Raw genomic sequence first — 21,538 nt, 5'->3', positions numbered from 1 at the left:
CTAAAGCGTGCTGAAGATGAGCGGGTTTTTCTGCCAGTCGAGATAGGTGGTCGCCGCCGCCTTGGCCTGGACCTGGTCGTAGGTGTAGCCAGCCAGGAGTTGCTGGACCTGGTCGTAGGTGACGGTCCCGGTGATCGCTGCCTGCAGGACCGCGGCGACCAGGTCCCCGGTGACGGTCCAGTACTGCTGGTACTCGCCGGGGAGGTGGGTGGTGAACGGCGCCTGGTTGACGTCCCCGTTCAGGTACGCGACCGCGGGGACCCCGACCATGCCCGGGAGGGGCCGGACCAGCAGGATCGGGGTTTCATCGATGAGCGCGGTCATGGTGTCCGCGTCCGCTTCGGTGAAGGTCCGCAACTGGTAGGTGACCCCTGACGCGGCCTGCCGTTGCCCGCCGAACACTACCGGTTCCGGGGAGCCCATGATCTGCACTGCCGCGGCGTTCGCCTTGTGGGTGAACTGCTTCAGCGCCTTGTGGTCCAGGACGGCGGTGGTCCCGTCGCGGGAGAGCCCGAACCGGAGGCACCTGTCCGGCTGCAAAGGGTCCTGCAGCCACGCGTACGCGGAGGGGAGGGTGATGGTCGCGGAAGCCACCACCACCCCGCCTACCAGCAGTGTGTAGGTCACGGGCCGGTTGGTGGGGGCCGCCCAGTCCAACTCCGAGTAGGAGTCGATGAACTGTTTGGCCCGCCACCCGGGGACGGTGATGGTCTTGCCCTCGCACAGGCGGTTCAGGGTGAACGTGGTGGTGGCGGCGACACCGGACACGGTGACCCGGACCGAGGGTGGTGCACCGTCCACGGTCTCCAGTTCGAGTACCGCGGACCCGTCCGTTGAGATGACAACGGTCATCGGCGCATACCTCCGATCTGGCGGGCCACGCCATCCAAGCCGGCGGCCACACGGCCGTCAGCGACATCTGCTACGTATGCGGTGAACTCGCGACCATCAACCACGAGGGTCAGTGTTGGGGGGAGCCCCGACCCGGACTGTTCCGGCCATGTACCGGTGCGGTTCGCTTGCAGCAGGTTCCCCAACCCGAGTGACGCCACTGAGGACCGCTGCATGACGACCTCCCCCGGGGTGAGCATCGCCGGGACCGTGTCCGTGCCGGATGGCCGGAACGGCACCCCGCCGCCGCCGGCCCGATACAGCACCTCACCGCCAGAAGCATGCTGAGCCGGGTTCAGCGCCGTCATCGACGGGTCATCAGGGCTGCCACCACCGTTCACCTGGGTGGTGATAGCCGTGATTTGCACCGTCCGGTGACGGGTCAATGCCGCCAACGCAGCTTCCGCCGCCGCCGTATCAACTTGCAGCTGAGTCGGTGGGATGCTTGCCGGGATTTGCAGCAGCTTGTTGATGTACTGCTCCACGGCGGCCCGGTCAACACCGTGTGCTACGGCGTTGTCGATGATCTGTTGCCGCATGGCGGCCATCTGCTGCTTGGCCTCAGCGGTGGAGTTGTTCAGCCCACCGTTCGCCTCGATCACGGACTGAAGGCTGGAGACCTGGTTGTTGAGCTGCCCGCGGAGAGCGACAGAGGCCGCAGACATGTCACCGATGTTCGTGGTGGTGAACGTGATCTTCTTCCCGACCTTGTCCACGTGGTCGCCCATGTTTGCAAGGGAGGAGTCGAAGGCGTTTTGTGCTTGCGCTGCGGAGATGGCTTTGCCGTTGAGCCCGTCAAGGGTCATCTTCAGCAGACCCGCCGCGTCGTTCTGCAGCTGCATCTTCAGCGTGGCGTCGGCGGTGGACTGTGCCGTCTTTTCCTGGGCGTCCTTGGCCGACTGCAGCGCCTGGACCGTGGTCCCGAACGCGGTGGCCTGCATCCCAAGCGCGGACGTCTGCCCCTGCACGGCTTCCGTTGTGGGGTGCAGCATCTCGTTCAGGAGTTTCTGCTTATCCAACTGGTCCTGCACGGCCCCGGATGAGGCCAGCACACTGTTCCGCATCAGGTCCACGTCGGCGGACAGGCGCTTGTTCTGCTCCGACGCGTACGCCCCACCCGAGGTCCAGTCAATGATCTTCTTGGACGCATCCTCCGTGACGTTCTTCACGGCCTCGATGGCGACCTTGTTGCCGATCGCGGCCTGCTGGACGGTCATCAGGGACAGTCCGAGGCGCTGCGCGGCTTCGGCGGCGCCGGAGTCCACGAGTTCCTTTGCGACCTGGGCCTTGACGTGGTCACCTATGGCAAGGTTGTCGTCCTTCAACGCCTGGGTGTAGTCGCGGAGCGCCTCAGTACCCTTTGACGTTCCCAGGGCGGAGGTGGCCGCCATGACACCGATCCCGGCGATCGCGGCGGTGAGAATACCGACCACGGGGACGGCGAGGTTCGCCATCACCCCCGTGTACCCGATGGCCTCAGCCACGGCGATGATCAAGGTGGACACGCCGGGTGCGAACGCCAGCCGCAGGGCAGTGCCGAGCAGGGTGGCGGTCGTCACGAGCCCGGCGAGGACCGGCAGGGGAAGGGAGTTTAGCCCGTCCGTGAGCCCGTTCAGCAGGGTAATCATGACCGGGCCCAGTGGGGCGAAGGCGGACAGGATATGCCCTGCGGTGATGACCAGGTTCTCCAGCAGATGCATCACCGAGGGCAGGTTGTCCATGGAGTAGACAATGAAGTCGTTGAACCCGGACGTGCCGTTGAAGGAGAACAGCCAGGTCACGAACTTGCCCAGCTCCGCTTCACCCATCTGCAGCAGCGGGTTCATGGTCCGCAGCCCGTCCAGCACGCCACGGAGAGCGGTGCCGCCCATCTGGCCCAGCGCTACCGACCCTTGGCCTATCATCTGGGTGAGGAACGGCATCCGGGAGTTGATGTCCCCCACCATGTCGTTGAAGGATGCCAACATCGCGTTGGCGCTGGTCCCGGCGAGGGCGTTCAGGTCGCCCTTGATGCCCTGCAGGCCGACCGCGTAGGTGTTCCCTACACTGTCCCCGACCTCCATGGCGTCCTTGATGCCCTTGAACGCCAGCACGCCGGCCACGCCCATGACGCCGAACCCGACAGCGAGGCCCGTGGCTGCCCCGGCGATCGGGGCGGCGGCGGCGAGGATGCCCGGGGCCAGTGCCAGGAGGACCTGCAGCCCACTGACCCGGTCACGGTTGGCCCGGACCCCGGCCTTGGTGGACTCGGTGTTCTTGTCCTGCTCTTCGGTGTCCCGTGCCAGCAGGTTGGCGTGCTTGGCTTGGGCGTCTGATTCGGCGTTGGTGGCCCGGGTCAGGGCCAGCCGGGCGGACGCTGCCTGCAGGGAGTCTTCCCCGTACTTCTTGGTGACGGTGTCCAGCTTTTCCTGGGCGATGGTGGAGCGCTGGAACGCGATGTCCAGGTCCCGCTCCGCTTTGGCGACCGCCTCCAGCTTCGCCAGGGCCGGGCCGACATTCGCGTCAACCTTGACCTTGGGTTCGAGGGCGCCTACTTCCTTGGCTTCTGCCTTGGCTTCGGCCATGCCCCGCTTGAAGTCGGAATCATCAACGGTCAGTTTCGCGTCGATGGAACCGGTCGTCGTCGTCCCCATGGTCACCCTTCCGGTGGTTGGTCTGTCTCAGGTTGGGTGGCCCGCCAGAGACGGGAGTCAGGGTGGGAGAGGAGCCCGCCAATGTGGTCGCTGAACTCCGCCCACGTGATCTGCTCCCGATGGAGGCGGATGCTGTAGTAGTGGGAGAAGTCAGCGACGATCAGCTTCCAGTGGGTGAGGATTTCCTCCCACGTGATGCCGGTGCCTTCGGTGTCTTCGTAGTAGTCCCAGAGGCCGGTGGCGGGGTCGTACTCTCCGCGTCCGCGGGGGTCGTCTGCGCCTGCGCGAGGACCTTCACCATTTCCTCCAGCACCGCTTTTGGGACCCCACGCTCCCACACCTGCTCCGCGTGCTCGCGGCCCTGCTGGAAGTCTGCGATGCCGGTCCACAGTGCCCGGTCGATCACGGCGACGGGGACACCGTCGTCCAGCATCTGCTGGCGGGTGTCACCGAGGATGATGACGGTCAAGTCCTCCAAGGAGAGGTCTTCGCCGCCGCGGGCTGCGGCGTGCATCCGCAGCCCGTCCTGCAGGGAAACGGTCGGCAGGGTGTATTCCTTGCCGCGGACCGGGATAACCAAGGGTCCAATGATGTCTTCGTACGGTCGCAATGCCATGTGAGTGTCCTTGCTGTGAGTGGGGTGTGAGTGAGGGGGTGGAGAGGCCCGGCCAGCGCACTCACAACGCCGGCCGGGCCGGTCTGGTTAGGGAACGAAAAAGCGGCCCGCTGGTTGGCGCGAGCCGCTTTCGTGTATTCGATTCTCTAGAGTTTGTTGTGCCGCAATTTCCATGCTGCGTAGTCCCGCTTGCTCTTCACCTTCATGCAGGTTTTGCAGCGGTCGCGGTAACAGGCTTCCAAGCCTCCGAGGGTGCGGTAATATCAGGCATATCGAATCCTTCCCGATTCGGTCATGCCCCCGGCTGTTAGCGCAGCGCGGGGGTCTCCTCTTATTCTACCGGAGACCCCCGCTTTTAGAGGCCTAGACTACGCGCCCCTCGTGTATGCATACGCGGTGGACGCGCCGGCGGCGTTGGTGACCACGATGTTCGCGGCTCCCGCGGTGCCGGTCGGCATGACGGCCTCAATGAGGGAGTCGGACACGACATCCCAGGTCGTGGCGTTGTTGGCGCCGAACTTGACCCCGGTGGTGGCGACCGTGCCGGTGAAGTTCGCGCCCTGAATCCGGACCAGACCGCCCACAGCCACACCGGACGGGGTGGCCGTGGTGATCACGGGGACGGCGGCGGCGTTGTACGGGTTGTCGATGTCGGAGAGGACACCGTCACCCTTGAACGTGGCGGTGACTTCCTCGACGTCGGCCACGCCGGTCTTGGACTGGTTCCACTCGATCAGTGCCCGGCCGGACTTGGCCCCGTCGGCGCCGTTGCGGTCGTAGTAGCGGATGTACACGCGGGCGGCGTCACCGAACTTGAACTGCGCAGCACGGACGAGCTCCTGCCCCGGGTCGAACACGCCAGCCGAGGTGGGACGGTTCGCCTTGATCGTGACACCCCAGCCGGTGAGGGTCTTCTCAAAGGAATCGAACCCGGCGTTGTCGTAGGTCGCGGTGGACTGGGTGGTGGCGTTCTCCTGCGGGGAGAAGTCCTGGATGCCCTTGAACGGGACCCAGTTGGTGCCGTCGTTCGAAACATCTACTTTGAAGCGCCTTGCGAGGGATACTGACATGTTGGTTGCCTCCTACGGGGCTTTTGGGCAAAGGAAAAGCCCCGCAGGCGTCCTACGGGGCTAGAAGGGTTGGGCTATTCAGTTATGGGCTTGGGTCAGGCGGTGGTACGCTCCGGCGCCGGTTTCCGGACCGTGCGGGCGGCCAGCAGGTCGATGGCGGTGGCGAGCCGGTAGACGCCCACGATGAACTGGTACGCGCCGATGAGGGCGAGGACCAGGCCGACCCACAGCATGATGCCGCCGAACACGGCCACGACACCGCCGATCACGCCGAGGATGAGGCCGGAGGTCATGTTGATCGCGGAAGGCTGTGGTGTCATGCGGGTCATTCTAGTCCCATCCGCCGTCTGGGCGGTTGGTTGTGGGCGCATAGTCCAAGTCTATGTAGAAGTGATCGACGCGCTCCCAACGCCGGGAGGAGTCCTGCCCCATGGGGACGGAGGAGTTCCGCAGGCACTGAATCACGTGCACGGCGCCGAATGTATGGTCCGTCAGGCCGTGGAGGAGGTCGAACACGGCATCCCCCAAGTCGTCCACGTCTAAAGGGTCACCGGGGACGCCCCTGCAGCGTGCCTGGACCAGGACCATGCCCATGGGGATCATGACCTGGTCCGTCATCGGCACCGCAGTCAGGACGATCGCACGGTCAGGGGCGGACGGCATGGATTTGAACACGACCGCCGTCTCATTCGGCTGGTACCCGCCGGTGAGGCGGTAGACGCCGATGCCGGAGTCATGGAGCATCTGCGCCAGGCCGGTGAGCAGGTCACGGGCGGTGGAGGCGGCGCCGACAGTTACGGGCATCGGGTCCCCTTTCGTGGGGTCAGTCTAGGACGGCGCGTAAATCGTTGGCAACGATCTCCAGGATCTTTGGGGTTTCTTGCACCAGCGGTTGCTCCAGGTAGAGGGCCTGGCCTTCCTCGTGGCGATAGTCCAGGCGGTAGTGTTGCGCTCTCGCGTACGGGCCAGGGTAGTAGACCTTCGCCCCGTCCGGGATGGGTTCGACCGAGGCCGAGCCGCGCAGGTCGCCCGTCTCGATCGGGGTCTTGGACACGGCGACTTGCCGGAGGTGTTCCATGGCTTTGAACGTCGCGCCGGGGAGCGCTTCGCGGACGGCGTCGGTGATCTCGTCAAGGTGGATGCTGAACGTCTCACCCATGGCGCACTCCTTACTTCAGGTAGATCGCGGCGTGGTCGGGGAGGGCGAGTCCGGGGGCGTCGTTGGTGTTCTGGGAGATCACGTAGGCTGTGCGGTCCCCGGTGGTGACTTTGGAATCGGGCGTGAACCGTGCCCCGTCAGCCACCGAACAGTAGAAGGTGGAGTTGGAGACGACTTCCTGCCCGTCCGTGCCGCGCACGAGCTGGATCTTGCCCTCCAGGAACCCGTCCACGGTGGCGGGGGTGTCGTAGGTGTCCCCGAACGCCCCGGCACCTGTGTGGGTTTCCACAGACACGGTGTGGACGTAGAAGTCCTCGATGCCGCTCACCCGTACATCCAGACGTTGGAGTCCATCAGGTTATTCTCCACCAGCTTCCGGGCAGCTTCCGGGACCAGGGTGACCAGCGCGTCAGCCCGTGCCTGTGCGGCTTGGCCGGCGTCAGCGTAGGTCAGGTGCGCGGTGCCGATGCTCTTTTGCGAGGCGATGGCCGCGGTCTGCACCCCACCCAACAGGGGGTCGATGCCCATGGCGGCCCACGCCGCGGCCTGGATGCAGGTCGCGTCCTTCAACACCTTGATCACCGTGGCGTCCGTTGGGAGGCCCGTGGTGGGGTCGGTCGCGTAGTAGGAGGACCCGGACGCCGACAGCACCAGGGAGGTGGCCGAGCGCAGCAGTGGGGTCGCGTTGGCCGGGGCCGCCTGCCCGGTCCAGGCGGCGAGGTCATCCGGGGTGGCGAGGGCATCGGGGACGATGATGTTGCCGAACAGACCAGCCATGCGGTACTCCTAAAGGTTTGGGGGGTGGGGCGGCACACCAGTACCGCCCCACCGTTGTGCCTATTCGGCGGGTGCACCCTCAGGTGTGGAGCCTTCCGGCACCTCACCTTCGGATCCGTCACCCTCAGGGGTTTCCTGGCCGGCGCCGAAACGCTCAACCAGGTCAGCCTTCGTCAGACCCTCAGCCTCATCCGGCTTCAAGCCCTGCACCACAGCCCAACCCACCCATTCCGCTTTCACAGCGTTCAAAGCAGGCCGGGACTCCGGCAGGTTCGGGACACCCTCCGGCCGATCACCCTCCACGTACGGGGTGCCGTCCGGCTGGACGCGCCGCAGGTGACCCTTGGCGAGCTTGTCAGCGATCGTCTCGTGCAAGGGCAGGGACAGCTCGAAAACGCCCCCGCCCTCGCCCAGGATGTGGACTGTGCTCATCGGCGGTTGACCTTGAATGCGGTCACGTTTCCGGTGAAACCGGCGCCCAGGTCCAGGCTGATCGAGCCGTCGTTCTGCAGGAACCGGGCGGACTCCAGCGGGCCGATGAACACAGACCCGGAGGTCGCGGCGACCGACACGGTCAGGTCGCCCTGGCCGGACGATTCAGCGAGCGGGAAGGTGCCGGCCTTGACAATCGCGTTGACCGCGCCAGCGGACGTGTTTCGGACCCGCAGGACCAGCACCTCAGGGCGGACCCCGGTGATGGTGTGGCCGTTGGTCGGGTCGGCGGTGGTACCTGCCGGGTCCTCCACGGAGGTGGCGGTGGTCAGGTCGGTCAGGGGTACAGCGGTGCGTGCCATGGTTCAGCCTTTCGGTTAGGAGATGGTGACCAGTGCGCTGGCCAGGAAGTCGGGACGCACGAGCTTGCCGCCGTACAGGACCAGGCCCTTGACGGCGTCCGAGAACGAATCCTGCGGGCGGTACGCCTCGACCTTGTTGATCTGCTCAGCGAAGGTGTACGCGGCGTTGGTGCCGGCGATGGTCACGTACTCCGAACCCGAGGTGTTCGGGGCGTTGTTGGTGACCATGATGTCGAACCCGGCGGCGCGGCCAACCATGCCGTTACGCAGGCCCTCCGAGGTGCCGGACTCGTTGACCTTCACGAACCGGGCGTCACGGAGGAGAGCGCCGTGAGCTTCTGGGCGGACGTTGATCCAGCGGCCCTCGGTGGGGACGTTGGCAAGATCGAGCTTGATCTTCAGCGGGACCAGGACCTTGTCATAGAAGTCGCCCGGGGTGTTCGCCGCGATAGTGATGGCCCCGGCCTGGTTCGCGGACTGGATGCCCGTGTACATGCTGTTCGCAATGTACTGGTCGATGACGTCAGCGAACCCGTAGGCTGCCTCGTTCATCGACTGGGGGATGACGTTGCCCTTGGCCTGGCGGGCGTCCACGTCGTCCACCGCGAAGGCGAAGAACTTGGACTGGTCCACGACCAGGGTGCGCTGGGAGTCGTTGACCTGCTCCGGGGTGATCTTCGTGCTGTTGGGCACGTAGTTGGAGATGGTCGGGCGGCCGATGGAGGTGATGCGGACTGTGTCGCCCGCGGCCGAGATCTCACCCTCGTAGTCGCGGCTGATGCAGTTGCCGAAGATCAGGTTCTTGCGGGTGGCGACCAGGAGGTTGGCGGACCAAATCTCTGGCCTGAAATTCAAAATTGACACGTCAGTGTCCTTTCAAAGGAGTGGGTGGCTTTATCCGAGGAGGTTCCGCAGCAGGCCCTTGGACTGGGCTGCGACGATCTGCTCGGGTGTCATGGTTTTGAGCTGCTGCTCAGTGATTTGACCTTGCTCCCCGGACCCGCCGGAGAGTTCAACGCCGCTCGCCCCAGCCGCCCGGGCTGCTTTGAGTGATTGGTTTGCGGTGACCGCTGCTTTGATGGCGTCGGCTACCGCGTCCCCGTCAGTGGGATCCAGTCCCTTGACGGAAGTCATGAATGAGTTGGAGTCCAGGAGTTTGGCCGGATCAGCACCGTGGACGGAGGCCGCCTTGAAGATCGCCAGTTCCCGGGCGGTCGCGAGCTTGGCTTCGCGTTCGGCGGCGAGGTCGGCTGCGAGCTTCGCCGGGTCGGGTGCGGGCTCCCCGTCCTTGGTCAGGCCGAGCTTCTGCAGGAGTTCCTGCCGTGCTTCTTCGGCGGCGGCCTGCTTGGCGTTGATCCGTTCGTCGCCGTTCTGCTTGCGGAGCTTCTCGATCTCAGCCCGTGCGGCGGCGGGGTCATCCCACACCGCAGGGGCCGGGGGATCTGCCGGGGCCGGGTCGGCGGCAGGCGCTGGATCTGTCGGTGCCGGATCAGTAGCGGGGGCAGGATCAGTGGGTGCCGCAGGGTCGGCTTCCATGACGGCGTCCCCGAAGGTCAGCCGGTGATGTGCCAGCAGGGCGTCGATGCCGCCCGGGGCGTAGGGGTCGATGCCGTGGATGGTGCGCTTGCTCAAGGTGTCCTCCCGGGACGTTGTGAGTGGATGGGTGTTAGAGCCAGCCGAGGTGTTCGAACAGGCGTTCGAAGTCGCCCGGGGTGACGAGTTCGGGAATGTCCGGGAACAGGTGGAACCCGGCCAGGGTGTAGATGTCATCGGAGAGCTGCGAACAGTTCTCGTTCGGGCGCCGTGCGAGCCATTGCGCGACCCAGCCGTCCACCTTCCGGCCGGTGAGGCGTTGCCACAGCAACGGACCGTAGATGGCGTAGTTGTAGGGGCGGCCTTCGTAGTCGGCGGCGGCGTCCCGGATGAGGTCCTGCTGGGCGGTGGTGAGCCCGAACCGGGACCAGACCAGTGACGGGTAGTCGGTGATGGGCCGGTACCGTGCCCCGCCCGGCTCAGCACTGATGCATACCGTCTCTGACACGGCGATGACGACGTGGTGGGTGTGGGAGCGGGTCGCCCACTCAATCGCCTTGCCAACCCAGCCGGTGGAGTGCCGGCGCAACCCGATCTGACCAGTCAGCACGGCATCCCCCTTTATGGGCTCATGGCGAGGTTGAGTTGTTCACGGTGCCGGCGCCGCAACAGCCCAGTCCGGGCGGTGAACTCCCGGATCCGTGCCTGTCCGGCCCGCACGTCCCGCATCGCACGGGCACGATCCAACGGGGTTAGGGCGGCTTCGGCGGCGAGCTTCGCGGCCCGCACATCCCGTTCCAGGGCACGGAGGGTCTGCGTGGTCTTGTAGGCCAGTTCGTCGGCGGCTGACCAGTTGTTGGCCCGGAGGATGGTGACACCGGGCAGGTACGCGGTCAGGGTATGGCGGCAATTTGGATGCCAGAGGCCAGCCGCTTGGGCTTCCTCGATGGTCGCCGCGACCCGGAACGTCACCGTGCCGTCCTGGCTGGCGTGGGGTTCGGTGACTTCCCCTTCACCCCGGTCCGCCAGCACCTTCCCCTCCCACGGGGCGCACAACCCGCAGGGCCTACCCGTGGTGCTGATGGTGAAGTAGTGGATGCCGGCTTGGGTGAGCCGGTCACGGTGACTGGCGTTGTACGCCCGTTGTGTCGCGGTGCGGACGGCCATCTCCACATACGTGGACAGGTTCCACTGCCTGCCTGCTTTGTCGGTGAAGCCGGTGACGCCGCGGGACACCAACTGTCGCCACGCCTGCGCCTGCGCCTCCCGCGGGGTGGCCTTGGCTGGGAGGATCTGCTCCACCGCGGCAGCGACTTGGGCGGCGCGGTAGGCGTCGTCAGCGAACCGGGAGATCCGGGACGCAGCAGCGGTGAGCCGGTGCTCCAGGTCCTGGGCGAGGTGCCGGGCGCTGTTCACGTCATGCGGGAGGAGGGGGAGGACGTTGCCGGGGGTGTAGCCGGCGAGTTCCCGTGCCGCCGCGGTGTTGCCGTTGCGTGCCGCCGTGTCCGCGACCGTGGCGGCCATGACCCGGGCCTGTGCCCGCACCGTGGCAGTCGTGCGGTCTGCTTCGCGGCGGAGGTCGGCGTACAGCGACATCATGGGCACCGAGCCCGGCCCGGCCGCCAGTGCGTCACGCACCAGCGCCGCGGACCGGACCAGCAACCCTTCCTCCGCGTCCTGGTACACGACCAGGACGGCGGCGGCGAGGGCGTCTACCGTGACGGGCAGTGAGTCCTGCTCCTGTTGCTCGGGTGCGCCCACCGGTCACCGCCTTCTACATGAACTTGCCGCCGATGCCGTGCTGGGGCTTCTGCTTCAACTGGTCGTGGAGCTTCTCGTTCTGCTTCCCCAACCCGCCACCACCCTGCGCAACCGGTGGGATGTCAGGGGCAGCGAACATCGGGTCAGGCAACCCGGCGGCCTGCTTCTGCTCACGGATGAGCTTGATCTCTTCCTGGATCTGCTCCTCATCCCAGTCGGGGTGCAGCATCCCGATGATCACCTCATCCGAGGCCGCATCGGCGGCGCGGAGTGCCTGGATCGTCTGGGACAGGGTCAGCAGGGACTCCTGCACGCCTTCAGCGATGGCGCAGTCAATGTCCACGTCATCCGGCGCCGCGTGGTTGTGGAACAGTGCCTTATCCACAGCCAACAGCTTGGCAAGAACGTCCTGGAGGGCCGGCCGCCACAGCCGCCACTTCCGATCCCGGGACAACAGGGACCGCTGCTGCTTCGCCTCCACCTCAGTCGCCGTCTTCGTGGACCCGCCACCCTCGTAGATCCCGAAGGTCTCCGCGGAGTAGCCGGCCATCTGCAGGATGTTCATGGTCAGGTGGGAGGCGGTGTCTTGGTGTTCGGCTACCCGGATCTTGAACTGGGTTGACTGGATCAGGTCCTTCAACGGGGCATCACCACCACCGAGCATGTTCATGGAAGCGTAGGCTTCCTGCTCCGCGTTGAACGCACTGCCCTGACCGGGGCCAACATTATTCAGCAACGACTTGGCGATCATGATGCGGGCCTTGCCGAGGCGGACGTCACGCATCCACGACGTCATGGTCTCATCCAGGGCGTCCATCAACTGTTCGACCCCGTCAAGGTCGGACCGGCCGAGGTTCCGGCCGAGCTGGTGGGTGCGCCACCGCCGGTTCGGGGTCTGGTTCGGCACGTACACCACACACAGCCCATCCGACTCGGAACTGATCATCCCGAACGCGTCCACCAACCCAGCCAAGGGCGCGGTGGCCGGCTGCTCCGTGAGCGGGATGGGGTGGCCGAGCTTGTCCTCTTCACCCTCGTACAGGCCGTGGAGAATCACCCCCGTACCGTCCGCCAGGGTTTCGTGGCGTTCGAGGTGCCGGTACACGCGCTTCCCGTCCCGGGCGACGACCTGCCAGAACGTGACAGCCGTCATCCGCCCCCAGGAGAACTCCGGGATCGCCTGGTCGGCGTCCACGTGGGTGAGGAACGGCTCGTCCCGTGCGGCCTGGTCCCATGCGACACGGAGGTACACGCCGCCGAGGGCCGCACACACTTCAGCGGCGCTGACGAGTTCGGCGTGGAAGTGGTCATCACACAGCGCGTCCAGCCGGTCCTGCGCGTCCTTGTTCTCCGAGGTGATGGTGATCGTGTCGGAGAACAGCAGGTCCGCACTGGCTTGGCAGAGTTCCGCGGCGATGGGGACGTGGAGCTTCACCCTGCGGTCGGGGCCACGGGAGGCTTCGCCCCAGAACCAGCGGGTCAGGGCACGGCCGACCGTGGCACGGAAACCGCCATGATCGGACGCGAAGAACCCCGTCGCGCTGGGGTCAGACCCGGTCGCGCCACCGTATACGGACGAGAGTTGGTCGGTGTCGCCGGAGTACCAGGCGGACCACACCCCCATGGAGGGGAGGATGCCGGTGAGTTGGGTGGGGGGCCATGACTGGCTGGTCTGCGGGAGTGCCAAGGCATGCCCCTCTCAGTAGTGCTTACGTGGTGATGTTGCAGGGGCCGTAATGCGCATAGTGGAGGGAACACTGCTTGTCTCGGCAGGGCCCTTTGAGTGCCAGTAGCTCCCGCTCCCTGTCGTGCAGGACGTGCCGGAGCAACCGGATCTCGTCCATTGCTGGCAGTACCTTGACGGTGATGTCTGCTGCGGCTGCCATGGTGGTCTCCTTGGGTTGTGAGTGTTAGGCGGCGAGTTCTCCCCGCCACAATGATTCAGTCGTCACCACCGCATACCGGCCCGCATCCATCGAGTCGTCAGCACGCTTCACCGGCTCATCCACGCCACGCTCCGTAGCCTTCGGATCCCACACATAATCCGTGACCTCATTCGTCCAGCCCGTGCACCGGTCCGTGAAGACCAACTGCCCGCGCTGCAGGAGGGAGGAGACGATGCCGATGCCATAGGTGACGTCTTTCCTGGCGCCTTGGGTGGCGAGGCCGTCCACGTAGAGTTCCTGCCGGAAGTCGGCGGCGGCCGTGTCAACGACCACCCATTCCGGGGTGAGCGCGGTCTGTTCGGGGTGGTGTGGTTGCTTCAGCCAGTCCCGGACGGTCTTGGACTGCTGGGACGGTGACTGCCGCAGACTGTTCACGGCGACGTCGATGCGGAGCTCATCCATCATGTACAGGCGCCGGTCGTAACCGAGCCCCAGGAGCATGACGGAGGTGGCGTGCTGCGTACCGTAGTCGATCGACGCGCACAGGACCCGTTTGATCGGCGGCAACCTGTCCCAGGGGATCACGTGCCTGGTCGGGTCCCACATGTCATAGACCGCGCCCTCAGCGTTCGTCCACAACCCACGGATCATCCGGTCATAGAACACCCCGGTGTAGGAGGCTTTCATGTCCGCGATGTACGCCGGGCCCGGGTCGCCGCCCTCAAAGTATTGGGGGTTGTCGTCCATGGTGAAGTGGAAGACCACCATGTTCTTCGCGGAGGCTTGGAGGATCCAGTCGAGCCGGAGCCAGTGCCGGGTGGAGCCGGGGTTGGTGGTGGCGAGGCAGCGGGCGCCGGCCACACGGAGGCGGGAGATCAGCATCTCCCAGAACCCGGGCGGCAACAGGGTCGCCTCATCCACATACGCCAACTCGACGGTGGAGCCGCGGATCTTCTCCTCAGACCGTGAGTCGTTCGCACCCACCAGGTGCACCTCACGACCCAGGATCCAAGCCGTCCCGGAACCCTTCGTGTGGATGATCTGCTTGGACAACTCACCGAACAACCGGTCATCCATGAGTGGGGCGAGGATGTTCCGCTCAATCGTCTGCAGCGTCTTACCCACGATGATGACCAGGCCCGTACCACGTGTAGCCCGGACCGCGAAGAGGAACGCGAACAGTGAAGCGATCGTCTTACCCGCCGACACGGCGCCAACCCACAGAGCGATCTTCGCCTGAGCGGACTCCACCACACTGGAGACCTGCTTGAACGACAGAGGAGGGGGCGTCACTGCCCCGCCTCATACACCGTCCGGAAACCAGCCATGAGCCGATCCACCACAGAATCAGCAGCCGTCGTGTCATGGCCGGCATCAAGGGATTCAAGCTTCGCCGTCGCCGCCAACGCTGTACTGATCGTCTGCACCAGCGTCCGCCGATCATTCGGAGGAACAAACTGCAGCGTGACATCCTTGTCCCGCCCCTGCGTCCCCTTGATCAACGTCCGGAACGTCGCACCCTCCAGAGTGTCCAACGCCGTCTCAGCCTGCGCGTACAACCGGTCAGCAATGTTCGCCCGCCGCAACTTCCCATCCACAACCTTCGCCTCAACAGCCTCACGTGTGGAGTCGGTTCGTACCGTACGAACACGAGCCTTCTTAGCCCAATGCATCACGGTGTTCTTTGGGATGCCGAGTTGCTTCTCTACAGCAGTCGGACCTTCTGCCCGGTATAGCTCTACGGCTTCGTCGCGCTGCTCTTGCGTGTACTTGGATGCTGGCACAAGAGCTTCACCGCCTCAGTCTGCTTTGATGTAGCCTTCCGGGTTACCCCAGTAGGTGGGCCCGTAGTATGTTCCCTGGTCGTTGTCTACTTTCGCCCCGCATTTACCGCAGGTCAGCCACACACAGTTGGGGCTGGTGCAGTGGAGTCGGGCGTCACGCATGGACGCTGTACACGCCGGGCAAGCACCCATGCGATTCCCCCTCCTGGTAAGAGAGCTACTGGCTAACCCGCTTTGTACGTCTGTGCGTAACTTGCCCGGGATGCTGTCGCTCAGTGGGTCTCCCCGGATTCGAACCGGGACTGTGCCGCTTTTGAAACTGCCGTCTCTGCCGTTGGACTAGAAACCCATGCACCCAACAGCGGCCACGTTGTCTCGACGTGACTTGATGGGCGTTGCCCGGTGGAAGTCGGGCGTTGTGCCAGGCCCCGCCGTGGTGCACCGTGGCGGGGTCCAGCATTGCGGTGGTCTTACCCAGCCACCGCGCTGGGGGACAAAGGTGAAGGCCCGCCGTTGCTGGGGGGCCGGCGGGCCTTCGAGGGTTACTATAAGCGGGGTCTCAGCCACTAATCGCAACACTAAAAACATACTACCCAATAAATGGGAACTTAGCTAGCTTTTCTTCCCAAGTCGCCAAGATTCTTGGGGGCGACTTTCCGGCCGGATGGGGTCTGCCAGAATGCGTGCATCACAGCGGCCGCCGTGTACAGGTTCCCCTCTGCCGGCACAAGCTTGCCCTTCTTGATCCACCACTCAACGCGTGACATCGGGAGTGTGGCGTGCTTGCCCTGCTTCAGTGCCCGGAGGATGCGGGGGAGCGGGGCCTTGACGTGCCACGCGTCCGCGATCCGAGTGGCCCGGTACTCTGCGATGTCCACCTCATGCCCGCAGGTCCGGCACCGGCCATGGGTCTGCCCCTGGATCGCGGTGATGCTGTCCGTGCAGGTGGCGTCTTCGAACACGTTCCCGCAGGTGCCGATGTGGACGCGTTCCGCGGCCCGGTCCATGGCCCGCCGGCAGTCATTCAAGGCTTCGCGGAGTTCCTGGGCGAGTACGGGCGCCCAGTCCTGTTGCCGTACTTCGCGGATCTGTGCGAGCAGTACGGAGGATGCCGGGACGGGCTCCCGTACCGTGTGGCCCAGCACATCGCACCATCCGGTGAGGATGGTGGAGAGTGTGCGGCCGGTTTCCATGGCGTGGAGGTTGAGGGGTTCGGATGCTGTGGCGTGGCCTGTGCTTCCAACGCTCCCGGCCCCGACGTCTTGGCGGGCGATGGAGGTCCATAGGTCTTCGACGGTGGTGTCTACTTCTGCGAGGTCACGTTCCAGGTGGTCTGTGCATGCTGCGCAGAGAGTCATGCCTTGCCCGGTTTCCCCACCACACCCGCCACATGTCATACCACGATTTTAACAGAAGTTCCTAAGAGTTCCCCAGTGTTGGGGGTGTCGTGGCCGGTGCATTTCGCCGTCGCCAACCCCTTTAGTTTGGGGAGGTCCAGCTTCCCCGCACCCCACTGGATCTCCAGCTCGAACGCGAGCTTCATCAGCGCTTCCTGGGCTTCACACATGGTGCCGGCTCCTTTGCCTTGTCGTTTGCCTGCCGGTAGTCGGGGTCCCTCACTGACCGGCTCACGACACGGCCCGCAGGGCAGCGGCACGGGCGCGGAGCCACTCCTGGTTATTGGTGGCGTTGTCGTAGGCCTCGACTGCCGCGTTCTCTTCGTCGTTGCACGACTCTTCGGGGTAGCTGCTGAGTCGTTCGAGGCAGTCCATATCGTTGGCTGCTTCTTCGAGTGCTTCGGCTTTGGCGTCGGCCACCAACCCAAACCCAGCAGCAGACAACGCGGCGGCCTGGTGGGCGGCGAGCTTGTGATTCAGGAGTGGATCCGTGCCGTTCTCATCGTCGCCAAGTTCGGTGTACAGGACATCAAACTGCTCACCGCATGAGCAGTACCGCGAGTTTCCACCACCGTTCATGTTGAAGCTGCCAAATGATGCTGTGGGAACATGTTCACCAAGCACTTCGGCCATGGTCTTGCTCATTCGGACTCCTTAGCGTTGATCCAGGGAGAGCGGATCTCGCGGCCCGCTGAGGATGTTGCTGTGCCGTCTGCGTACTTGACGCGGGGCAGGGGGTGGGGGATTCGGAAGTTGCCGGCCGCCGAACGCACTTCGGCGTTGCGGGTTCGCTGGTCGGCGTCGTACAGGTCAGCGAGTACCATCACGCGTCCTCCCCGTCCCCGTTCGCAGCAGCAACAGCGGCGCGGAGGAGTCGGGCACCTTCGAGGTAGCCGATGCTTCGACCTTCGTTGATGTTGGAGTTGATGGAGCCGTTGTAGCCCTTGGCTTCGATTGCCGCACCCCGAGTTGCGAGGTCCGTTGCCACGCCTTCCACCCGTGCGAGTGCTTCGTGTGCTTTCCGTAGCTCAGCCAGCAGGTAAGCCACATCAGCCTTATATGGCTCATCGGCACACGCTAGGCCATCCTCACAACTCCAGTAGTCGCACTGCGGGCACCACTCTTCCCCGCCTTGCACCCGGCATTTGCCGCAGTCGGAGCACTTGACGTGGGCACTCAGCCTTGCCTGTATTTCGTCCAGGCGCGGGTCCGGGGCCGTCACTCCGCACCACCGGATGCGCAAGCAAGGATGTCGTATACGTCGCCCCAGTAGTCCTTGTCCGGGTCATCCTTCTCACGGCTGAAGGATTGGAAGGGTCCACACATGGATTCGATGGCCGCCTCAACGGTGGGATGCACTTCGCCGTCCCAGTCAATAGCACCGGTCTTCTTGTCAGCGATGACGTAGCCTGCAGGGTCGGACGCAGGGTTATTGATCAGGATGCTCCTGATTCGAGACTTTGTTATTTGGCCGGGCGCTTCAAGTGCATCCAGTAGCGCATCACGCAAGGCTCGTTCGGTGTTCATGCTGCCTTCCTAGGCTTTACGGGTTGATGGACTTGGAGGCGGCCGAACCACTCGATACGGGCAGGGGCCGGGGTAGGGGCGGTCACGACTGGGCCTCCTTGGCGTGATACGGGCAGAGGATATAGGCGTCCGGGTCGCCGTATGGGTCGTACTTCCATTCGCCCATCAGCTCGCGCCAATTGGTGGCCGTCATCTCGTAGTAGTCGATTTCCCACTCTGTGCATCCGTCTTCGGAGTCGCAGGTGACAATCGGTGCCTTCGCCTTCATCGTGTTGTTTCCTGTTCCCATTCGCGGGGCCGGTACGTGGCCTTCTCGTCCTCCGTCAAATCCCGGTCGTTGCGTGCAGCGGGCTCCCACGACCGGGACTGGAATTCTTCCTGCTCAGTCATCAGAGTCTTCCTCCCGGTTCACCAGCGCTTGGAGGACTCCGACGAGTTCACGCAGGACCCGGAAGTTGTCCGGGGTTTCCGGGACGGAGAGGGCCAAGGACAAGGCCATGGTGGGGGTCATGCCGCAGCCTCGAAACGGGGCGCGTTCGTGATGTTGTCCCGGAGGTCGGCGCGGTCACGGTCGGTGAGGCGCTTCCACTGGGTGAGGGTCAGATCCCAGGCATAGGCCGCTTCGAGGTCCTCCCTGGTGATTTGTTGGACCGTGACCGGGGTAGGCCGGCGGCGGCGGAAGTAGCGGAGCATTGTGAGACCTTCCGTGTTGGCCGCCCCGGGGGTTTCTTCACCCGGGGCGGCGCCTGTGTTAATAACCACAGTCTATCAGTTTGTTCCCCAAAGTTACACACAAATGGGGAAGAAAATTAGGAAAGTTCCGTAACCGTCAACACCAACGCGGCAGGCCCCTTACCCCCATGCCGCATATCCGGGCCCTCCACATGCGCGTGGTCGTCGTCCACCAGGAACCCGGCCTCCACGAGCCCATCAACCGCGGCCTTGACCGTGGGCCACAGGTTGTTTGGGTCATACCTCCCGCCCCGTGGTTTCCACACGTGCGCGAAGATATGAACCCGCCCCGTGAACGGCTCCCACCCCAGGGAATGGATCTTCTCCGAGGCCGCGGCACGCCACGCGGCGGTCAGCTTCGCCTGCTGCATCCGGTGCAACCGCTGGTTCGAATTGATCCATGCGGCCGGGGCCTCCAGCGTCAGTGTGCAGACCCGCATCAGAAGCCCACAACGCTCGACAGTGCGGGCCGCTCCTGGGCCTGCCTAAACGCCGGGTACTCACGGTCCTCCACAGGCGAGACGTGTTCCTCAACGGCCTTGGAATAGTGTCCGTAGAACTTCAGCTTGAACGAACCAGTCACGCCGGAACGGTTCTTCGCCACCCGCACATAAAGATCCCCCGGCTGGTTCATCAAATCCCGGTGTAGCAGAAGCACCACATCCGCGTCCTGCTCAATCGCCCCGGAATCCCGAAGGTCCGACATCACCGGTTCCTTGTCCGCCCGCTGTTCAGACCCGCGGTTCAACTGCGCGAGAACAATCACTGGGACGTCCATCTCCTTGGAGAGAACCTTGAGTTGCCGTGACATGTCAGCGATGAACTGGTGGCGTTCGCCCCGATACCCGAACGGGGTGGACATTAGTCCGATGTAGTCAATGACAATGGCCTTCAGTGGGCTCTTGCGGTTCACCGACCGGGCGTGGCGTTTGATATCCGTGATGGACAGGCTTGGGTTGTCATTCACGTACAGCGGCATCCGGTGGAAGTCCGGTTCAGACGCGATGATCTTATTCGTGTCCCGGGCCAGCAGTGCGTCGTCCCGCAGCCTTTGGTAGGGGATGTGGAGTTCGGACGCCAGGAGCCGCTTATTCAGGTCATCTTTGGTCATTTCCATGGAGTAGAACGCGACAGCCCCGTGACGAGCGATGCACTGCGCGAGCTGCAAACCAATCACGGTTTTCCCGACAGCAGGCCGGGCGCCGACCACGTACATGGCCCCACCGCGGACCCCGGCAATGGCGTGGTTCACCGAAGACCACGGGGTGGGGATGAACGGGGCCTTGTCGGCTTCCATTGACCGGAGGGTTTCGTAGATGCTCTCACTGAATGACACGACTTTCTCCCCGGCGGCCCGGGAAACCCCATCCACAGCCTTCCGCGCCTGCTCCACGAGTTCATCTTCATCCCCGGGCTGCTCAGCCAGGTCGGCCACCTTCAGTCCCGCAGAAGCGATCCTGCGGCGCACAGCCTCCCGCGCCACGATCCGGGCGTACTCGGGACCGTTACGGTAGCTGTGCGCCGCGTCCCCGCACTTGGGCAGGTAGTCATTGCCGACTGCCCGCAGCGTCTCCCCGTCCCGTTTCAAAGCCTCGAACACGGTGGCGTAGTCCGCCGGCTCATTCCGGGCGTACAGGTCCACGATGGCCCGGAAGATATTCCCGTTGGCCGGGCGGTAGAAGTCGCCCGGTTCCAGGATGTCCATGACGTCCGGGATGGACTTGTTGTGCAGCATCATCGCGCCAAGGACGCTCATCTCGTGTTCTGCGTTGTTCACTGGTCAAGTCCTAACGTCCACCCGGGCAGCCCGGTCTGTTCTGGGAGTTCATCGGCCCACCGGCCGGCGTTGAGCCAGGTTGCCGGGAGGGCAAGGTACTGGCGGTCTTTGTCCTTGGTGGCTGCCACGTAGCGGTCCACGCCTTCAAGGAGTGCAGGGAGGTCAACGGTCTTCCGGGCTTTAGCGAAAGCTTTCCGGGCCGCTTCCTTAGCTTCCTTCTTCGGATACCGGGAGTACCACTGGTCGAACTCGTCCGGCTTGCTGGACAAGTTCTTTTTAACTTCCCTTTCCCTTTCCCTTTCCTTACGGAGGTTTCCAGAGTCCTCTGTACCGTTCAGGGAATCCTCTAGAGATTCCTGGGCGGGAACCGCTTGTTTCCGGGGTTTTCCGTCGGTCGGGGCCAGTTCGACAGTGGAGTATTTGGACTTCGAGGGGTTGGAGACCTTCTGATGCTTGGACCATTTGGCTACGTGCAGGACTTGTCCAAATTCTGAGTCGAACAACTCGACTGCACCGATGGAAATAAGACTCTGTATTCCTCTAGAGACCTCTAGAGAATCGCCCGGGAAGATCTGCATCTTGATCCGCTTGGGGGAATACGGCATGTACCCCTCATCGTCTGCGAAGTTCCAGAGGCCAATGAATAGCAGTCGCTCCCAGGTCTCCAGTTCAACCAGTTTTTCGTCCGTCCAGAAGTCCGGCTTGATATTTCGGATACGCGCCATCAGGCCGCGGCCTCTGCGCGTGGACCCTCCATAAGTGCCGATGCCCGCTCCCACGGGATGCACAGCACGTCGGCCACGGCGCTATCTGACAGGCCGTACTCGGCGCACAAATGCAGCCTTTGGTCAAGGTCGCTAGCCGCTGTCATGTCCTTCCAGAACAGGTCGAGGGCTTCGGAGTTCCCGCGGAACCCAGAGTCAGCAAACTCTGAAACGTCTTCTTTCTCGGCGGTGTCCTTGATGTACTGGCGGACCCAACCTTCGGTGCGCCCGAGCACTTCGCCAATTTCCCGGTGGGACAAGCCTCCATTGCGTGCCATCCGGACGTAGCGCGCCATCTGCAGCCGCTGGTCGAGTTCCTGGACACGTGCCCGGCGCAGCGCATACCGGGCATGTTCCTTGGCATCGACGCCTGTCGGTGCTGGCCCTGTGAGGAGTTCAAGGGATACGATATTCATGGATTCACTTTCATTCTCAAA

The 21,538-nt window shown here is 64.2% G+C and carries 33 protein-coding genes and 1 tRNA gene; all 34 read right to left on the bottom strand.

Going from position 1 to position 21,538, the window contains the following annotated elements; translation table 11 throughout:
• Complete coding sequence (locus LFT49_RS12445; RefSeq protein ID WP_237428396.1) at positions 1–852, bottom strand: hypothetical protein; 852 nt, start codon at positions 850–852, stop codon at positions 1–3.
• Positions 849–3,524 carry a hypothetical protein gene (locus LFT49_RS12440; RefSeq protein WP_237428395.1) on the bottom strand — a complete coding sequence of 892 codons (2,676 nt, stop codon included), beginning with the start codon at positions 3,522–3,524 and terminating at the stop codon, positions 849–851. The genes LFT49_RS12445 and LFT49_RS12440 overlap by 4 nt, the downstream gene beginning before the upstream one ends.
• Positions 3,525–3,684: 160 nt before the next feature.
• The gene (locus tag LFT49_RS12435) at positions 3,685–4,140 is read right to left on the bottom strand and encodes a DUF7426 family protein (RefSeq protein WP_237428394.1); all 456 of its coding nucleotides are present in this window, start codon (positions 4,138–4,140) and stop codon (positions 3,685–3,687) included.
• 368 nt (positions 4,141–4,508) lie between these two features.
• Positions 4,509–5,210 carry a phage tail tube protein gene (locus tag LFT49_RS12430; protein ID WP_237428393.1) on the bottom strand — a complete coding sequence of 234 codons (702 nt, stop codon included), beginning with the start codon at positions 5,208–5,210 and terminating at the stop codon, positions 4,509–4,511.
• Positions 5,211–5,305: 95 nt separating this feature from the next.
• Positions 5,306–5,530: a hypothetical protein gene (locus LFT49_RS12425; RefSeq protein ID WP_237428392.1), complete on the bottom strand. Its 225-nt coding sequence runs from the start codon at positions 5,528–5,530 to the stop codon at positions 5,306–5,308.
• 10 nt (positions 5,531–5,540) lie between these two features.
• On the bottom strand, positions 5,541–6,014 hold the full coding sequence (locus LFT49_RS12420; protein WP_237428391.1) for a minor capsid protein: 474 nt from the start codon (positions 6,012–6,014) through the stop codon (positions 5,541–5,543).
• 19 nt (positions 6,015–6,033) lie between these two features.
• Positions 6,034–6,369, bottom strand: coding sequence for a minor capsid protein (locus LFT49_RS12415; protein WP_237428390.1), 336 nt, complete (start codon positions 6,367–6,369; stop codon positions 6,034–6,036).
• Between the two features lie 10 nt (positions 6,370–6,379).
• On the bottom strand, positions 6,380–6,697 hold the full coding sequence (locus LFT49_RS12410) for a hypothetical protein (protein ID WP_237428389.1): 318 nt from the start codon (positions 6,695–6,697) through the stop codon (positions 6,380–6,382).
• The gene (locus LFT49_RS12405; protein ID WP_237428388.1) at positions 6,694–7,146 is read right to left on the bottom strand and encodes a hypothetical protein; all 453 of its coding nucleotides are present in this window, start codon (positions 7,144–7,146) and stop codon (positions 6,694–6,696) included. Before LFT49_RS12405 ends, LFT49_RS12410 begins: the two co-directional genes overlap by 4 nt.
• Before the next feature lie 60 nt (positions 7,147–7,206).
• A complete protein-coding gene (locus tag LFT49_RS12400; RefSeq protein ID WP_237428387.1) occupies positions 7,207–7,578 on the bottom strand; it encodes a hypothetical protein in 372 nt (123 codons plus the stop codon).
• On the bottom strand, positions 7,575–7,940 hold the full coding sequence (locus LFT49_RS12395) for a hypothetical protein (protein ID WP_237428385.1): 366 nt from the start codon (positions 7,938–7,940) through the stop codon (positions 7,575–7,577). Before LFT49_RS12395 ends, LFT49_RS12400 begins: the two co-directional genes overlap by 4 nt.
• A gap of 15 nt (positions 7,941–7,955) precedes the next feature.
• Positions 7,956–8,804 (bottom strand): hypothetical protein, encoded by an 849-nt coding sequence (locus LFT49_RS12390; protein ID WP_237428384.1) that lies wholly within the window; start codon positions 8,802–8,804, stop codon positions 7,956–7,958.
• A gap of 30 nt (positions 8,805–8,834) precedes the next feature.
• Complete coding sequence (locus LFT49_RS12385) at positions 8,835–9,572, bottom strand: hypothetical protein (protein ID WP_237428383.1); 738 nt, start codon at positions 9,570–9,572, stop codon at positions 8,835–8,837.
• Between the two features lie 34 nt (positions 9,573–9,606).
• Positions 9,607–10,083: a hypothetical protein gene (locus tag LFT49_RS12380; RefSeq protein ID WP_237428382.1), complete on the bottom strand. Its 477-nt coding sequence runs from the start codon at positions 10,081–10,083 to the stop codon at positions 9,607–9,609.
• An 11-nt stretch (positions 10,084–10,094) separates the two neighbouring features.
• Entirely contained in the window at positions 10,095–11,234 is a 1,140-nt protein-coding gene (locus LFT49_RS12375; protein WP_237428381.1) for a phage minor capsid protein, read from the bottom strand.
• Between the two features lie 13 nt (positions 11,235–11,247).
• Positions 11,248–12,921, bottom strand: a complete 1,674-nt coding sequence (locus LFT49_RS12370) for a phage portal protein (protein WP_237428380.1) — start codon at positions 12,919–12,921, stop codon at positions 11,248–11,250.
• 22 nt (positions 12,922–12,943) lie between these two features.
• Positions 12,944–13,120 (bottom strand): hypothetical protein, encoded by a 177-nt coding sequence (locus tag LFT49_RS12365; RefSeq protein ID WP_237428379.1) that lies wholly within the window; start codon positions 13,118–13,120, stop codon positions 12,944–12,946.
• 24 nt (positions 13,121–13,144) lie between these two features.
• Positions 13,145–14,413, bottom strand: coding sequence for a PBSX family phage terminase large subunit (locus tag LFT49_RS12360; protein ID WP_237428378.1), 1,269 nt, complete (start codon positions 14,411–14,413; stop codon positions 13,145–13,147).
• Positions 14,410–14,904, bottom strand: a complete 495-nt coding sequence (locus tag LFT49_RS12355; protein ID WP_237428377.1) for a hypothetical protein — start codon at positions 14,902–14,904, stop codon at positions 14,410–14,412. Before LFT49_RS12355 ends, LFT49_RS12360 begins: the two co-directional genes overlap by 4 nt.
• Before the next feature lie 276 nt (positions 14,905–15,180).
• A tRNA-Leu gene (locus tag LFT49_RS12350) sits at positions 15,181–15,253 on the bottom strand.
• A 259-nt stretch (positions 15,254–15,512) separates the two neighbouring features.
• Positions 15,513–16,262 carry a hypothetical protein gene (locus tag LFT49_RS12345; RefSeq protein ID WP_237428376.1) on the bottom strand — a complete coding sequence of 250 codons (750 nt, stop codon included), beginning with the start codon at positions 16,260–16,262 and terminating at the stop codon, positions 15,513–15,515.
• A 35-nt stretch (positions 16,263–16,297) separates the two neighbouring features.
• Entirely contained in the window at positions 16,298–16,471 is a 174-nt protein-coding gene (locus LFT49_RS12340; RefSeq protein ID WP_237428375.1) for a hypothetical protein, read from the bottom strand.
• 61 nt (positions 16,472–16,532) lie between these two features.
• Positions 16,533–16,946: a hypothetical protein gene (locus LFT49_RS12335; protein ID WP_237428374.1), complete on the bottom strand. Its 414-nt coding sequence runs from the start codon at positions 16,944–16,946 to the stop codon at positions 16,533–16,535.
• Complete coding sequence (locus tag LFT49_RS12330) at positions 16,943–17,125, bottom strand: hypothetical protein (protein ID WP_237428373.1); 183 nt, start codon at positions 17,123–17,125, stop codon at positions 16,943–16,945. Before LFT49_RS12330 ends, LFT49_RS12335 begins: the two co-directional genes overlap by 4 nt.
• Positions 17,125–17,349: a hypothetical protein gene (locus LFT49_RS12325; RefSeq protein ID WP_237428372.1), complete on the bottom strand. Its 225-nt coding sequence runs from the start codon at positions 17,347–17,349 to the stop codon at positions 17,125–17,127. The genes LFT49_RS12330 and LFT49_RS12325 overlap by 1 nt, the downstream gene beginning before the upstream one ends.
• Before the next feature lie 170 nt (positions 17,350–17,519).
• Positions 17,520–17,828 carry a hypothetical protein gene (locus LFT49_RS12320; protein WP_237428371.1) on the bottom strand — a complete coding sequence of 103 codons (309 nt, stop codon included), beginning with the start codon at positions 17,826–17,828 and terminating at the stop codon, positions 17,520–17,522.
• Between the two features lie 82 nt (positions 17,829–17,910).
• Positions 17,911–18,096 carry a hypothetical protein gene (locus LFT49_RS12315; RefSeq protein WP_237428370.1) on the bottom strand — a complete coding sequence of 62 codons (186 nt, stop codon included), beginning with the start codon at positions 18,094–18,096 and terminating at the stop codon, positions 17,911–17,913.
• Complete coding sequence (locus LFT49_RS22615; RefSeq protein WP_272912517.1) at positions 18,093–18,218, bottom strand: hypothetical protein; 126 nt, start codon at positions 18,216–18,218, stop codon at positions 18,093–18,095. The genes LFT49_RS12315 and LFT49_RS22615 overlap by 4 nt, the downstream gene beginning before the upstream one ends.
• On the bottom strand, positions 18,211–18,339 hold the full coding sequence (locus tag LFT49_RS22610; RefSeq protein ID WP_256371466.1) for a hypothetical protein: 129 nt from the start codon (positions 18,337–18,339) through the stop codon (positions 18,211–18,213). The genes LFT49_RS22615 and LFT49_RS22610 overlap by 8 nt, the downstream gene beginning before the upstream one ends.
• Positions 18,336–18,590: a hypothetical protein gene (locus LFT49_RS12310; RefSeq protein WP_237428369.1), complete on the bottom strand. Its 255-nt coding sequence runs from the start codon at positions 18,588–18,590 to the stop codon at positions 18,336–18,338. The genes LFT49_RS22610 and LFT49_RS12310 overlap by 4 nt, the downstream gene beginning before the upstream one ends.
• Positions 18,591–18,637: 47 nt before the next feature.
• Positions 18,638–19,000 (bottom strand): hypothetical protein, encoded by a 363-nt coding sequence (locus tag LFT49_RS12305; RefSeq protein ID WP_237428368.1) that lies wholly within the window; start codon positions 18,998–19,000, stop codon positions 18,638–18,640.
• Positions 19,000–20,337: a replicative DNA helicase gene (locus LFT49_RS12300; RefSeq protein WP_237428367.1), complete on the bottom strand. Its 1,338-nt coding sequence runs from the start codon at positions 20,335–20,337 to the stop codon at positions 19,000–19,002. Before LFT49_RS12300 ends, LFT49_RS12305 begins: the two co-directional genes overlap by 1 nt.
• Positions 20,334–21,062 (bottom strand): hypothetical protein, encoded by a 729-nt coding sequence (locus LFT49_RS12295; protein WP_237428366.1) that lies wholly within the window; start codon positions 21,060–21,062, stop codon positions 20,334–20,336. Before LFT49_RS12295 ends, LFT49_RS12300 begins: the two co-directional genes overlap by 4 nt.
• Complete coding sequence (locus LFT49_RS12290) at positions 21,062–21,517, bottom strand: hypothetical protein (protein WP_237428365.1); 456 nt, start codon at positions 21,515–21,517, stop codon at positions 21,062–21,064. Before LFT49_RS12290 ends, LFT49_RS12295 begins: the two co-directional genes overlap by 1 nt.
• Positions 21,518–21,538: the final 21 nt, after the last annotated feature.

This window comes from Arthrobacter sp. FW306-06-A, from assembly GCF_021870055.1.
Classification (GTDB): Bacteria; Actinomycetota; Actinomycetes; order Actinomycetales; family Micrococcaceae; genus Arthrobacter.
This window is presented reverse-complemented; position numbering and strand designations above follow the sequence as displayed.